At 63.5% G+C, this 12,486-nt stretch carries 15 protein-coding genes; 1 reads left to right on the top strand and 14 read right to left on the bottom strand.

The window, feature by feature from the left end; genetic code table 11:
• Positions 1–9: 9 nt before the first annotated feature.
• From ACN0Q0_RS14965 to ACN0Q0_RS14900, 14 genes are all read right to left on the bottom strand, one after another.
• Positions 10–540: a hypothetical protein gene (locus tag ACN0Q0_RS14965; protein WP_417244209.1), complete on the bottom strand. Its 531-nt coding sequence runs from the start codon at positions 538–540 to the stop codon at positions 10–12.
• 9 nt (positions 541–549) lie between these two features.
• Entirely contained in the window at positions 550–1,188 is a 639-nt protein-coding gene (locus ACN0Q0_RS14960) for a hypothetical protein (protein WP_417244208.1), read from the bottom strand.
• Complete coding sequence (locus ACN0Q0_RS14955) at positions 1,181–1,615, bottom strand: hypothetical protein (RefSeq protein WP_141392752.1); 435 nt, start codon at positions 1,613–1,615, stop codon at positions 1,181–1,183. Before ACN0Q0_RS14955 ends, ACN0Q0_RS14960 begins: the two co-directional genes overlap by 8 nt.
• Positions 1,615–2,232 (bottom strand): hypothetical protein, encoded by a 618-nt coding sequence (locus ACN0Q0_RS14950; protein WP_417244207.1) that lies wholly within the window; start codon positions 2,230–2,232, stop codon positions 1,615–1,617. The genes ACN0Q0_RS14955 and ACN0Q0_RS14950 overlap by 1 nt, the downstream gene beginning before the upstream one ends.
• Complete coding sequence (locus ACN0Q0_RS14945; RefSeq protein WP_271302947.1) at positions 2,232–2,879, bottom strand: DUF6682 family protein; 648 nt, start codon at positions 2,877–2,879, stop codon at positions 2,232–2,234. Before ACN0Q0_RS14945 ends, ACN0Q0_RS14950 begins: the two co-directional genes overlap by 1 nt.
• 3 nt (positions 2,880–2,882) lie before the next feature.
• Positions 2,883–3,302, bottom strand: a complete 420-nt coding sequence (locus tag ACN0Q0_RS14940; protein ID WP_279839930.1) for a hypothetical protein — start codon at positions 3,300–3,302, stop codon at positions 2,883–2,885.
• A gap of 61 nt (positions 3,303–3,363) precedes the next feature.
• On the bottom strand, positions 3,364–4,491 hold the full coding sequence (locus ACN0Q0_RS14935; RefSeq protein ID WP_279839931.1) for a N4-gp56 family major capsid protein: 1,128 nt from the start codon (positions 4,489–4,491) through the stop codon (positions 3,364–3,366).
• Positions 4,492–4,647: 156 nt separating this feature from the next.
• On the bottom strand, positions 4,648–5,052 hold the full coding sequence (locus tag ACN0Q0_RS14930; protein ID WP_279839932.1) for a hypothetical protein: 405 nt from the start codon (positions 5,050–5,052) through the stop codon (positions 4,648–4,650).
• Positions 5,049–5,324, bottom strand: a complete 276-nt coding sequence (locus tag ACN0Q0_RS14925; protein WP_279854701.1) for a Gp49 family protein — start codon at positions 5,322–5,324, stop codon at positions 5,049–5,051. The genes ACN0Q0_RS14930 and ACN0Q0_RS14925 overlap by 4 nt, the downstream gene beginning before the upstream one ends.
• Positions 5,324–6,385 (bottom strand): hypothetical protein, encoded by a 1,062-nt coding sequence (locus ACN0Q0_RS14920; RefSeq protein WP_417244206.1) that lies wholly within the window; start codon positions 6,383–6,385, stop codon positions 5,324–5,326. Before ACN0Q0_RS14920 ends, ACN0Q0_RS14925 begins: the two co-directional genes overlap by 1 nt.
• Positions 6,366–8,510 carry a hypothetical protein gene (locus ACN0Q0_RS14915; protein ID WP_417244205.1) on the bottom strand — a complete coding sequence of 715 codons (2,145 nt, stop codon included), beginning with the start codon at positions 8,508–8,510 and terminating at the stop codon, positions 6,366–6,368. The genes ACN0Q0_RS14920 and ACN0Q0_RS14915 overlap by 20 nt, the downstream gene beginning before the upstream one ends.
• A gap of 65 nt (positions 8,511–8,575) precedes the next feature.
• Positions 8,576–10,423: a phage terminase large subunit gene (terL, locus tag ACN0Q0_RS14910; RefSeq protein WP_417244204.1), complete on the bottom strand. Its 1,848-nt coding sequence runs from the start codon at positions 10,421–10,423 to the stop codon at positions 8,576–8,578.
• On the bottom strand, positions 10,420–10,902 hold the full coding sequence (locus tag ACN0Q0_RS14905) for a hypothetical protein (protein ID WP_271302939.1): 483 nt from the start codon (positions 10,900–10,902) through the stop codon (positions 10,420–10,422). The genes terL and ACN0Q0_RS14905 overlap by 4 nt, the downstream gene beginning before the upstream one ends.
• 77 nt (positions 10,903–10,979) lie before the next feature.
• A complete protein-coding gene (locus ACN0Q0_RS14900) occupies positions 10,980–11,447 on the bottom strand; it encodes a hypothetical protein (RefSeq protein ID WP_417244203.1) in 468 nt (155 codons plus the stop codon).
• A gap of 90 nt (positions 11,448–11,537) precedes the next feature.
• Here ACN0Q0_RS14900 and ACN0Q0_RS14895 point away from each other — a divergent pair, with 90 nt between their 5' ends.
• Positions 11,538–12,260: a hypothetical protein gene (locus tag ACN0Q0_RS14895; protein ID WP_417244202.1), complete on the top strand. Its 723-nt coding sequence runs from the start codon at positions 11,538–11,540 to the stop codon at positions 12,258–12,260.
• Positions 12,261–12,486: the final 226 nt, after the last annotated feature.

Genomic DNA, 12,486 nt, shown 5'->3' with positions numbered 1-12,486 from the left:
TTTCGTTCCTCACATAAACATCATGGCGGCCATGGCAGCCGTGGCGAGCATCTGCGTCTGCTGTGCATCCTGCGCCTGATCGGCGCTGGCCTTCTGCGCCTCGTATGCCTGGTTGCGTGACGACGCCATGCCGGCGGAATTGACCAGCCCCCCGGTCGCCTGACCGACCAGCTGTTGTCCGACATCCGTCAGCGAGGTGCGGATGTTCTGGTTGCGATCGATCTGCGCCAGATTGGCCGTGTTGTAGGCATCGGACGTCGCCAGGGCACTGGCGCGCTGTTGGTTGGCCGCCACCGGAGCACCGCTGATATCGGCCAGGCCGTAGCGGGATTTCATGCGAGCATTGGCCGCGTTGCTGCGCTCGTTGGCCGCCTGCGTCTGGGCCATGGCCGGTCGCGTCAAGTCCTCGCCGATCGACCCGGCCAGCTGGTTCTCGACCGGGGTGTAGGCGTTGCGATAGCGCTCCCACTGGGCCTTGAGGACCTTGGCCGCGTTGTCGTTGGGGCTCCGGCTCTGCGAGATTGTCGGGACAGTGCTCATGGCGCCTCCTTACTGGCGGTTGTACCCGCCCGGAATTGCGAGCTGGTCAGTGAAGCCGTTGGGGTTGGTCGTCTCAAACAGACTCTGCCGGAGCGCCTTGTTGTTCGTGTACTCCTGGTATTTCCCCATGCCCATGGTGGCCAGCGAGTTGAGGGCACTGAACTGGGCATTGCTCTTGGCGATATCCGCTTCGGACTCGCGCCGGTAGGTGTCGAGCATCGCGGCATTGTTCTGCTGGCCCAGCTGGGTGAGGCTCTGTTGCTGCTGGCCCGCGATCCCCAGCCCCGTGTTGATCGCAGCGAGCGTATTGCCATCCCGCTGCTGCCGATCCCCCAGCACGGCCTGTGAGGCGTTGGAAGCGCCAGCTGCCTTGAGCGCCGAGTTGATGGCGTTGAGGTTGGACAGGCTGGTGGCCACGTTGGCGTTGCCGAACGACTGCTGGAAATCATTCGACGCCTCGCGCATGAGGTCGGCGTTACCCCGCCCCTGCCGCAGGTTGGTCGTGGAACGGTCCACGTTGGCCAGCATGTCGTCTTCCAACGGCGCATACATGGTCGCGTAGCGGTTCCACTTCTCGACACCCTGCTTGGCGAGTTCCTTTTCTTCCGCCGTGGCTTCCGGCTTCTTGGGCGAGCTGCCTTTACCCATGGTCCACCTCCTTTTCGAATACCAATGACATGACCTTGTAACCGTCCGGGGCCAGCTTGCGGCCCCAGGCCGGGCGCGTCGTGGTGAAACTGATCCGGTCCGCGCGGGCATTGACCGCAATCGCATCCATGCCGTCCAACAGGTCGCGCAGCATGGCGGCGGGAGCCCCGACCCGGATGTAGGACATCCACGACCGCAGCACGCGGTCCCCGGTGGCTTCCGTCTCGATGTGGTAGACCGACCAGCCCCACGGGCGATCGCCGTCGGTGAGGACCACCATGTCGGCCATGTTCGAGGCGATCGCGGCATAGACATCCGCCGCGATCTCAGTCACCTGGGGGCTTTTGGCCCGGATGGCCTCGACCCCCTCCTCAAGGAACGGGTACAGGGTGCGAAGCTCACGAACTGAGGTCACGGTATTCAGCATCAGTAGCCCCCGTAGCGCACGACGCGGGTGGCAGGCTGATCCAGCCCTTCGGCCTGGCGCTTGGCCTGGGCCACATACTGCTGGTAGCGGGCCATCTGGGCGCGGGCGAAGTTGGCATCGGTCCAGCGCTGGCCAGGGATGGTGAGCAGCCAGGCAGCGGCCAACGCCACCAGGGCCTCGCCCCACCGCTCGCCCAGCCAGTCCGGGATATCCATGGCCGACCGGCGAGGGATCAGCGTCATGACGCCCTCGAGGCGGTACTGAGAATCGGGCACCGGAGCCAGGACCATGTCATCCGCACGGCTCCAGTAGTAATGCGTCGGGCGACCGCGCTCGGCATTCGGGTCCTGATTGCGCATCATGACCTCGCTGTCCCGGCCCTCGAGCCGTTTGCCGTCCAGGCCGATCCACTCCAGGGAGGACACCGTGGCCGACCCTTCCGGCTCGATGGGGTAACGGTCTAACCCCGGAACGGCAAACACCTGGAAGGGAACCTTCCAGATGCCTGTGTCCTGACAGAATTGGCGTGCGGCCCTGCGCAGTTCGACCCAGATGGTCGGCTCAGGGCAGCCCACCACATGGATGGCGGTATCCGGTGTGAGGGCTGCGATGTCCATTACGGTGCTCCAGGTGTCGGGTCTTCCCCTTGGGCATTACGCTCGGTCTGCATACGCACGCCCAGGCCCTGGGTGAATGCCTGGTAGTACCAGCCTGCCTGCTCACGGTTGGCGGCGAATTCCGCGTCCTTGGAATAGGCGCGGTACAGCACGTAATCCGTGTAGGCGTTCAGGTAGGTGGCAGCCAGTGGCAGTGTGGAATCGAGGCTGTTGACCATCGGCGGCTCGGCCGAATAGATCAGGTTGATCGAACCGCTGCCGTCGGAAGGCGGGTACACGTAGAAGCGCGTCGGATCATGTGCCTCGAGCATGTAGTGGCGGACACTCGGCTGCTGGTTCATGAGGTGCCAGTCCGGGTGGCCGATGTCGAGGACATCACGGTCGATGCGTCGGATCGAGGACCCGTTGACGTTGCGCACCACGTCGATCACCACGATCGCCCCCTGCGGGGCCTGCTGGAGCGTCCCGGGGGACATCAGCATCGTGGTGTTGACCGGGTGGGCGCTGGGCTTGAGCTGGACGATGGCCTGAGAGGCATCGTTGATATAGCGGATCAGCTCGTCATCCAGCCACCGGACACCGCCCTCGGTGTTATCCAGGGTGGTGTCACGGACGCGGGTGATGACATCGCGGGCGGTGATGGGCATGGCTTACACCTCGCCTTTTTCGATCTGCTTGGCAGCGGCATCGCGCAGATGCGCCGGGATGTCCTGACCAAGCTCTGCTTCGATGGCATCCACGCGGACAGCGCCGTCGGAGGTCAACTTGTCGGCGTTGTCTTCATCGATGATCTTGCGCATGGCAGCGGCGATTTCACCGACCGTCGGGCCCTTGCCGCCCTTCTTGGCATCGGCCTTGGTGTCGGTCTTGGCATCGGCCTTGGTGTCGGTCTTGGCATCGGCCTCGGGTGTCGCCGGCTTCGCCTGACCCGCTTCGCGGCAGCCAGCGGTCAAACACGCTTGAACCGCGACGTCAGGGACGGGTCGCGGTTCCTCGGCCTTGAAGTTGAGCGAATGGCCCTGCTTCGTGGAGACGTGCCGGTCGATATCGGATACGAGATTCGTAGGCATGGGATGTCCTCGTTGAAAAAGGGGGGCCCCGAAAGACCCCCAATGCCCCGTGGTAAACCGTTTACGAGTTGGCGACGTCCAGCACCAGGGTGCCGAAGTCTTCCTTGCGGCCAGTCACGTCGGAGTGGAAGACCGGCTTCTTCAGGCCGAACATCTTGCCGATCGAGATACCGTGCTGGTTCTCGTAGTCGAAACCTTCTTCCACCCAGTACGGTGCGCCGATATCCGCCATCCCCATGGCCTGGGCACCGCAGATCAGGACGCGGTTGCCATCGACGTTGCCGGCGGAACCCCACTTGGAGGAAGCCGCCATGCCCTTGGTGTTCGGCGAGTGGCGGAACTGGTGGATGACCATGCCATCGACCATCACGCTGTTGGCGCCCGCGAACAGGGTGTTCTTGTCACCGCGCACACCCGCATGGCGGACGTTGGCGATGAAGTCCGGGTCGAGCTTGAGCTGCGCCATGGTGGTCGGGCTGACAAAGACGTGGAAAATCTCGTCGTTGTTGCCGGTCTTGATGCCGCGAATCATGTTGTCGCGGGCATACGCCTGCGCCAGCACGAGAGAGGCATAGGACAGGCGGTCGCCGGCTGCGATCGCGCTGGTATCACCGTCCTCGGTGATGTCAGCACCGCCGTTGGAGACGCGCAGGTGGCGGCCCTGAGTCGGCGCGGTGACGTGATCCGCGAATTCCAGGTCAGCCAGGTTCTGGCCGGTGGACTTGACCGGACGGGCAGCACCGTTCGGGCGCAGCGCGTAGTCCCAGCCTGCCAGCGTCTGGAAGCCGAGCTGGTCCATACGATCGCCGAGCCAGTAGGCCAGGACGTCGCGGGAGTTCTCGCGGAAGTTGATGACCGTCTTCTGGTCGGCGAGACGGCCGGCCAGGCGGTTGGCGTGACGCAGTTGATCCAGGCCGATGACCTGATCGAAGGCACGCATTGCTTCTTCGTTGCCTTCGAGCATGTTGTCCCCGGTCACACCGTCGCCTTCAAGGTCGGCGAGCAGCTGGAAGACCGCGCGGGTGCCCTTCTCGGACTTGGTCAGCTCGGTGATGCGAGTGATCATCGAGTTGGCACCCTTGCCTGCAAAGCGCATCAGGAAGGAGTTATTGCGGGCTACCCGCCACAGATCGCGTGACCAGACTGTCTTCTGCTCGTCGGTCAGCGCGGCAAAGTTCGTCAGTGCCATTGGGGCACCTCCTTTGGAAGCTGATCGACAGCCTTGGTAGGGAAGCCGGACGGCTGTCGTTAAGCCGGTTCCCAGACCGTGTCGTGGTCTGTACGAAACACATCCGTTTGCGGCGGGTGGGCCACGCGAGGGACGATCTCGCGGTTGATGCTGTGATTATAAGCAGTGCTTATCTAATGGGCAAACCAATTTATCCAGGTAATCCGACTTGAGGACTTCTGCCATGGGCTGTGCGCCCATCATCTCGGCCATCTCGACGAAATGCGCGATACCTGCCGGGTGTAGCCGCAGGCTAATTGTGTCGGGGGGCGCGCCACATCCAGGAAGGACCTCGACCCAGCCTTCGCTGGTCAGCGCCTCGATCGCAAACTCGGCCTGGTCTTCCGCTGCCATGCGCGGGAGCAAGGTGAGTTTGAGGAACCGGAGGATGCCGTAGGGCCCCAGGTAGGAGAAATGGCGAGCATCGTCCTTGTCGATCTCGATGAACTCGATCCGGGCCTCCCCAGGGGGGTGACCCAGGACCGAGAAGCGTTTGAGGTCATCCGGGAGCGCGGCCATCATACCGGGTTCAGCTCTTGTGCCAGACGGTACCCCTCCATGCGCCACAGCTCGTTGACGGCCTTGGTCATGGCGTTCTGAAGCGCGTACACCTCACCCAGCTCGGCGTTGAAATTGGCCGGGTCCACGCAGGCACTCATGCCTTCCGCCACGGTGAAGCCATTGGGCAGCATCAGCACGCAGTAGGTGGTGGTGTTGAGCACGAAGTAATGCGGTTCAAGCTGATCGCGCAGCGCATCGATGCGCTCGACGGTGACCTTCGTTTGCTTGTCCATTACAGGTAGTCCCCACGGGCACGGGCCAGGTCCTCGTCCGACAGCTTGTCGAACTCGGATTCCGGCAGTGTGTTGACGTCCGACTGCCCATCGTTGCGGGTACCGGGCGTTTTCGGTGGCTGGCGGTTGGCCATCTCGCTCTTGCGCTCCAGGTCACTGGTCGGCTGGGGCTCGGCCTGAGCCTGGGCTGCCGGTTCCTGTGCCGGGGCCGGGGCTGGCTGGCCGGCCTTCTGGATGCCGTAGCGCAGCGCCACGGTATCGGCGGCTTCGCGCAGTGCGTGGCGGGGCTCATAGCCCTGCTGCATGTAGAAGTCGCGCAGTGCGGTCGTCTCGCGCAGGACATCCAGGTCGTGGCCTTCCTTGGTCTGGTCCATGACCGGGTAGTCCTGGATCACCTTCTCGGCCTCGGCCTGAAGCTCCTGGTGGACGCGCTGCTGCTGAGTGGTCTGCTGCGCTTCCTGGCGGGAGGACTCGCGGGCTTCGTTCAGCCACTGATCGCGCTCGGCCTGGCGAATCTCGGCGCGCAGCTGGCGGGCCTTCTCCGCGTCGCCATCGAGGATCGCTTCGTGGTACTGAGCATCCAGGGCCTCGAAATCCGGGCCCTGCTGCTGCTGCGGCTCCTGTTCCTGCTGTGCCTGCTGCTGCGGCGGCTGATCGGGCTGCGGCTGCTGCTGGCGCTGGATTTCCTGCAGGCGGCGTTCAAGCTCGGTCTTCTCGGACTCCAGGCGGTGGCGCTTGGCCACTTCCTGGTCCAGGCGGTACTTCGGCACGCGCAGGCCGTTGTCGTCTACCTGGGGCTCCGGCTGGGCCTGCTGCTGGGGCTCCGGCTCAGCCTGCTGCTGGGGCTCCGGCTCGGCTTGCTGCTGGGGCTCCGGCTTGGGCGCAGGTTCCGGGGCAGGTTCAGGGGCCGGCGCGGGCTCCGGGGCCGGCGCCGGCTCGGCGTCATCACCGCGATCGAGCGGGGCGTCACCGAAATCGTCATCGTCGAGGGGGTCACCCCCGGCGAACATGGCATCGAGGTTGTAATCCGGTTCCTGGGTATTACTCGTCGGTCTGGGCATCGTCGTTCCTCGCGGGGCGTTGTTCGCCATCCTTGCGGTTGGCGTTGATCCAGGCGGTGGAAATCTGGGTTTCCTGCTGGAGGTTCTGACCGCGCATCTGCGTCAGGCTGGTCTGCTCCTGGCGCTTCTGCTGGGCCTTGTGGGACTGCTCGGACAGCTGGATACGGGCCTCGAGCTGCTGCAGGTGCTTCTGCACGTCGGCTTGCAGCTCCATGATGCGAATCTGGTTCTGGATGGCGGCAGGATCGGCCTCGGACGCGGTCTTCGCCTCGATGTGGCCGGTTTCGGCCAGGAGCTTCTGGAGCGCGGCCTGCTTCTTGCCAAGCTCGAGCTTGATGTCCTGGATTTGCGCCTGCTGCTGGAACTGCGCCATCTGCATTTCCTGCTCGGTCGGCTCGGCCATGCCCTGCTGACGCTTGAGCATGTCGGCGATCTCGGTGCGCTTGGCCAGGTGGCTGTATTCGACCAGGATGTGCGGCGGAATCGGCACGCCGGCAGAGGCAAGCTGCATGGCCTCGTTGAACTGGCTGTCCCGGAAGGTGTCGGTGGCCGGCTGCTGGGTGACGACGATGCCGTACTCCCCCAGGGTGATATCGTTGTGGATGCCCTCGGCGGTCTTCTGGTTGATCACCAGCTCCTCGTCCTCGGCATTCGGGTCCAGATCATTGGAGATGAACAGGACCCGTTCCTCGGTGTAATACTCCTGCACCAGCGAGAGGATCACCTGGGCGATCATGTGGCGGGTGCGAGCGAGGTTGTCGAGGGGCTTCTGTACCTGGACCTGGCCCCGGGAAATCTGCGACTGCAACGCGCGACCGGACATCTCGGCGCTGGCGTTGCCCTGCATGGCGTCGTGGATGCCCGAGATGTCGCGGATGGATGCCTGGGACTTCATCGACAGGCGGTCGATGCCGGTGGGAATCTGGTTGGGCTGAATCTTGCTCGGCGCGGTGGTGCCGGGGTTGTAGCGCAGCACCAGGCCGGTTTTCGCGCCCTCACGCTCCAGGTCGTTGACCGACATGCCATCGGCCAGTGACCCCTCCTCGACCATCCAGCCCGAGTTGGCCGTGGTGTTGACGATATGCAGCTCCTGAGAGGACAGCTTGTTGTGCTGCTCCTGGGGACTGATCAGGTTGCGCACCATGCCGAATGGCCGGCCGCGACGGTAATACGGGAAGAACGGCACGATGGTGAACCGCGTATACGGGGACCAGTCGTCGTGCAGCACCTGATTGCCCGCTGTCACCGTCCAACGAATCTTCATGATCGTCTTGTCGATGATCTGCAACTGATTGTCGCGGGCGAACGCGGCCGCGCGGTCATCCGTCCACGCATCGGGCACCGGGCGGATATCCCCACGCGCGCCGACGAATACCTTCGCCTTGTGCGGTCTACGCCACTGGCGTTCGACGATACGCACCGACCGGATGGTGCGGTCCTCATTGCCGTGCTGCCCTGCCACGCTGCGGGTATCCCCGAACGTGGTCTGGAAGCGATAGCAATCGAGGGTGTCGTCGTGGTCGGCCAGCTCGGCGTGTGCGCGGATGGCGTCGGCCTTCTCCTTCCCGTACTCGACCTCGATGTCGTCGATCGAGGTCCAGCGGGTCTTGAAGAACTCCTTCCAGTCCTCGGGATCGTAGGACTTGGCGTCGGGGTCCGGGATGATATCGGCCGGGTCCTCGACATCGAGCTTCACTTCCCCGAAGGCGTTGTGGTCGAAGTCGATGCGCACGTCGAAGTAGCCGCGATCGTTGATCAGGCCGTCGGCAAAGACCTCGGACTCCTTCCAGTCGTATTTCTGGTCATCGAGGATGTACTGCACCAGCTTCTGGAGCATCATCGCGCGGTCGGCGTCAGCCTTGCGGCGCGGCTTGAAGCGGATATCGGCCCGGTTGGCCGCCTGCTCGCCCAGCACCGTGTTGACCGCCGGCAGGATGTGATTGATGGTCAGCGCCGGGCGTCCGGCCTCCTCGAGCACGCGGCGATCGGCCTCGGACCACTGCTCGCCGTAGTAGAAGGCGTCGAATTTCCGCGCCTCCTCGACGTACTCCTTATGCCCCGCATCTCGGGCGCGGACGTAACGGTGCCATTGCGTGCGGGTAATCTGGGAATCGTCCATGGACATAAGGCGTCGGCTCAGTAGTGATGCAGGATAGGCTTGGTTGAGTATAAGCAGTGCTTATTATCGTATCAAGACGACATGGCACTGCCCTTGGTGCCACTGACCACATACTGTTCGAGCTTGTCGCGCCAGGACTTCTTCGGTTTGGGCGTGATCACCGGGCGCGGGTTGAACTGCTCGATCATCTGCCCGATCCACGCCAGCGCATCTACCTGGTCATCGTGCTTGCCGTTGGGGAAGCGCAACAGCTCGGTCACCAGGTCATCGAGCCAGGGCGCGGAGCGCGGGAAGAAGACCCGGTGCATCTCGATCAGGCCGCGCACCGGACTGGCACGCACCTGCTTGTCGCGCTTGCCCGGCTTCAGGGGCTCGATGCGCATGCCCATCTTGCGGCGCTGCCGCTTCTGCTCGTTGATCAGCGGCCCCAGGGCCAGTTCGATCTGCCCACGCTCCGCGCCCATGATGGCCGGTCGCCAGCGGTCATAGCAGGCGAACATCTGATCGACGATCTCAAGCGAGCCCCAGTGCCCCCGGTACATGTCCAGCACCCACACGTTGAGCGCCCGGTCGATGCCCACCACGATGCCGACGGTGTAGTCGTTGTGTTCCTTGGTGCCGATGGCGAAGTCCCAGGCCGCGTAGACCGTGAGGGCGTCGAGGTCGGGACGCTCGGTGGGCGTGTAGTAGCGGAAATCGGGCAGCTTGAAGTAGTCACCGTCCTCGGCCACCGGGTCCTGCTGGTAGAGCGCCTGCCAGTCACGGACACCCACGGCATTCTTGATGCGCGTCAGGGCCTCGATCGGGTAACGGTCAGGGTGCAGGGGCTCCCCCTCCTTGCGGAAGGCTTCATCCTCGGTGGCAATGGCCGGATAGCGGATGACCTCCCAGCTGTCGCCCTGCCCGTTGGCCTCCTGCTCCAGCAACCAGCCGGCGAGGTCGTCATCGTGCCAGCGGGTCAGGATGATCAGGATGCCGCCACCGGGCGCCAGGCGGGTGTAGGCGGTCGAGGTGTACCAGTCCTTGATCGAGGTCCGGGTGGTGGCCGACTCGGCCTCCTCGCGGTTCTTCACCGGGTCATCGATGGTCAGGATATGGGCACCCCGGCCCGTGATGGGGCCGCCGACACCGGCCGGCACGAACATGCCCCCGCCACGGGTCATCCAGCCTTCGGCGTTGCGGTTCTCGGCATCGAGCCCCTGCTTGGGGAAAATCTGCCCGTAGCGCTTGTCCTGGAGCTGGGCGCGAATCTTCTTGGAGAAGTCCGTGGCCAGCGACGCGGAGTAGGACGCGGTGATGATGTCGTGCTTGGGGTAGTTGCCCAGGTGCCAGGCGGGGAAGTTCTGCGAGGCCAGCAACGACTTCCCGTGACGCGGTGGCATGAACAGCATCAGGCGTGGGGACTTCTGCTCGGCCACCTGGCGCGAAAACCGCTCCAGCCGGCGGCAGATATCCTTATGGACCCATCCGGCCTGGTACGCCGGATTCTGGTAGCGGACATAGGGCAACAGGTGCTTGCGGGCCAGGGCTCGGCGGGCCAGCTCCTGGCGGGCCAGCAGGCGGGCTTCGCTGGCTTCCTCCTCCTTGGCGCGGGTTTCCTCGACCACTTCCTCATACCGGGCTTCCAGGGCGGGGGCAGCGGCCTTCACTCGCTCCTTTCGGGCCGATTCCACCTCATGGTGCTCGCGGAGGCGGCCAATGGCTTCTGCCGTGGCTGCCGCTTCCGCCGGCCGTTTCGCTTCCCGTTCGGCAGTGACTTCCTTCCAGGCTTCATCGACAAGCTGTTCCGGGCCATTGGCAGGCTCCCCCCGTTCGATGCTGCGTTTGATCAGGTCGTAGGTCGTCTTGCAGCTCGGACAGCGGCCCTTCGCGTCCATCATGTACGTGGGCAGGTCCATCGCGCAGCCGGTGCAATTCATTGGACCTCCTCGAACTCGGCGTCCTCGACGTCGGGCTCCAGGTCATCTGAGCCAGCCAGACGCACCAGCTCGTCGGTGTCCATCTCGCAGACCTTCTCGTAGGTGACCTCGGCGTTGATGCTGACTTCGCGCTTCTCGGGCTCGTAACAGCCGTTCATCTTGCCCAGCTCGCGGATGGCCATGATTTCCTCGGTGGCCGTGGCCGCCTTGGCGTGGGACTCCATCAGCATCATGTTGAGCATGTCGCGGTTCACCTCGACGTGAGACGCCATGTAGAGGTCGCGCAGGTAGGACAAGGTGCCGGCGACGTGGGGGCGCGCCTGCACTTCGGGGATTTTCGCGGGTTTGATGCCGCTGGCCTTGGCCGCCGGCATGAGGGGGACCCCACGCAGGAGGTGTTGCACGAAGGTCGCTTCCTGGGGGTCAAGGGACGCCAGGCCGAGGACGCCTGCCGTATGGCGAATCTGATCAATGTCCATGGAGGGTGGCCCTACGGTAATAAGCAATGCTTATAGTATGGGCCAAAAGATTAACGCTTGTGAAGCAGGCAGATTTTTTACTCGGGGTGTTCGACCTCATAGGCCAGGTAATGACACTCATAGGCCCGTTGAGTCATTGCCTTGCGCATTTCGGTGGTAGCTTGCGGGTTCCCGCGCAAGGCGAGGGCCAAGGTGTCAGTGCCCTCGGTCGTGTTCTCCAAGGCTCGTTCGAGCTGTTCCTGCTCCATCTTTTCGGAGAAATCGAGGGGACTGATCTTTTTACTCCAGGCGCGGTGTTGCGCCACGGTCAGATAGCGCTCGTAGTAGTCTGCACGCTTCATCAGGTGCTGAGTCATGTCAGCGTAATCGTGAGTACGGTCCCGGAAGCGTTTCAGCTTCGGTTTCATGCTCAGGGACGCGAAGTCGATACAGGCTTTGTATTCCAGGAAATAATCATAGGCGGTGTCCGAGTCCACAGGTTGCTGTGCGTGGGCCGTGGGGGCGAGGCACAGGGCCGTGGCGGCGGCGAGGATCAGTCGTTTCATGGCGGACCCATTTGTTATATTGGTAGGGATCAGGAACATATATGATACTTTTCAAATAAATTACTTCAATACTATAGCGAGGTTTCCTTGATGGCGGGTAAACGCCTTCCGAACTACTCGACTATCAACCTGGATATGCGTGATCCGATACCCAATCGCGGGCAGATCAATGCCATGTCCACGATGTATGCCCGCATGATGCACAAGCATTACATCCGGCACCGTGCATCGGTCATGGAGCGCCAGCGAGAGGACATCGAGGTCTATCAGCGTCATGAGGCGGCACGGGAAGCGCGTGAGGACGGTATCCTGGTCATTGTTCTGGCCGCCATGACATTGGAATCCGCCGTGAATGCGATGGGGGTCCACTACTTCCCCGGCAAACGGTTCCGGGATGCGGTACGCCCGTACTCGCTGCGGGATACCTGGCAGATCGTGATGAAGAACGTGTTCGGGCGGGGGTTCCGGGAGAAAGGGCCTGCGTACCAGGCCATGAGGCATCTGGCCGAGGCTCGCAATTCGCTGGTGCATAACCATGCCAAGCAACTGGAGCTGTTGGATCAGCAGGCGATGGACCAGGCGTTTGCCCAGGCTCACCCGGCCGTGCTCGAGGGCAAGGTAAAGCAGGCGTTCGAGGCCGTGGTGGCGGTGTCATACGCCGCGCATTCCATGACGCCTGATCCGGTGGGCAAGCCCGTACTGCTCCAGAGCTATGACCTTGGACGGGTGCCCTACCTCGAGGAGGAGTTCCCGGCGGATATCTGGGCCGAGATCGTGGCAGTTCGTGAGTCCATGAGCGATGCCGAATATTAAGGGACCCGTGAATTGGACATAGGTACCGGGTCCATGGGCCCCCCCGTTGCCCGTCAACGGGGGACCCTTCCCCCTTTTCCGTCTCAGCGGACCCCCCACCCCGGCCCCGTGCCGATGAACCTACTTTCGAGGCCCCCCACCCCCCCTCCGAGGACCGAGGACAGCGGACCGAGGACAGCGGACCGAGGACAGCGGACCCGGGAGCGAGGTCAGCGGCCTACGGCCG

The organism is Celeribacter sp. (assembly GCF_048259695.1).
In the GTDB taxonomy this organism is placed as follows: Bacteria; Pseudomonadota; Alphaproteobacteria; order Rhodobacterales; family Rhodobacteraceae; genus Celeribacter.
This window is presented reverse-complemented; position numbering and strand designations above follow the sequence as displayed.

Bases quoted from the DNA above. Each gene is read 5' to 3' on its own strand.
- ACN0Q0_RS14905 (WP_271302939.1), bottom strand. From the start codon at position 10,902: ATGGACATTGATCAGATTCGCCATACGGCAGGCGTCCTCGGCCTGGCG.
- ACN0Q0_RS14965 (WP_417244209.1), bottom strand. From the start codon at position 540: ATGAGCACTGTCCCGACAATCTCGCAGAGCCGGAGCCCCAACGACAAC.
- ACN0Q0_RS14935 (WP_279839931.1), bottom strand. From the start codon at position 4,491: ATGGCACTGACGAACTTTGCCGCGCTGACCGACGAGCAGAAGACAGTC.
- ACN0Q0_RS14955 (WP_141392752.1), bottom strand. From the start codon at position 1,615: ATGCTGAATACCGTGACCTCAGTTCGTGAGCTTCGCACCCTGTACCCG.
- ACN0Q0_RS14895 (WP_417244202.1), top strand. From the start codon at position 11,538: ATGGCGGGTAAACGCCTTCCGAACTACTCGACTATCAACCTGGATATG.
- ACN0Q0_RS14950 (WP_417244207.1), bottom strand. From the start codon at position 2,232: ATGGACATCGCAGCCCTCACACCGGATACCGCCATCCATGTGGTGGGC.
- ACN0Q0_RS14940 (WP_279839930.1), bottom strand. From the start codon at position 3,302: ATGCCTACGAATCTCGTATCCGATATCGACCGGCACGTCTCCACGAAG.
- ACN0Q0_RS14915 (WP_417244205.1), bottom strand. From the start codon at position 8,510: ATGTCCATGGACGATTCCCAGATTACCCGCACGCAATGGCACCGTTAC.
- ACN0Q0_RS14920 (WP_417244206.1), bottom strand. From the start codon at position 6,385: ATGCCCAGACCGACGAGTAATACCCAGGAACCGGATTACAACCTCGAT.
- ACN0Q0_RS14900 (WP_417244203.1), bottom strand. From the start codon at position 11,447: ATGAAACGACTGATCCTCGCCGCCGCCACGGCCCTGTGCCTCGCCCCC.
- terL (WP_417244204.1), bottom strand. From the start codon at position 10,423: ATGAATTGCACCGGCTGCGCGATGGACCTGCCCACGTACATGATGGAC.
- ACN0Q0_RS14925 (WP_279854701.1), bottom strand. From the start codon at position 5,324: ATGGACAAGCAAACGAAGGTCACCGTCGAGCGCATCGATGCGCTGCGC.
- ACN0Q0_RS14930 (WP_279839932.1), bottom strand. From the start codon at position 5,052: ATGATGGCCGCGCTCCCGGATGACCTCAAACGCTTCTCGGTCCTGGGT.
- ACN0Q0_RS14960 (WP_417244208.1), bottom strand. From the start codon at position 1,188: ATGGGTAAAGGCAGCTCGCCCAAGAAGCCGGAAGCCACGGCGGAAGAA.
- ACN0Q0_RS14945 (WP_271302947.1), bottom strand. From the start codon at position 2,879: ATGCCCATCACCGCCCGCGATGTCATCACCCGCGTCCGTGACACCACC.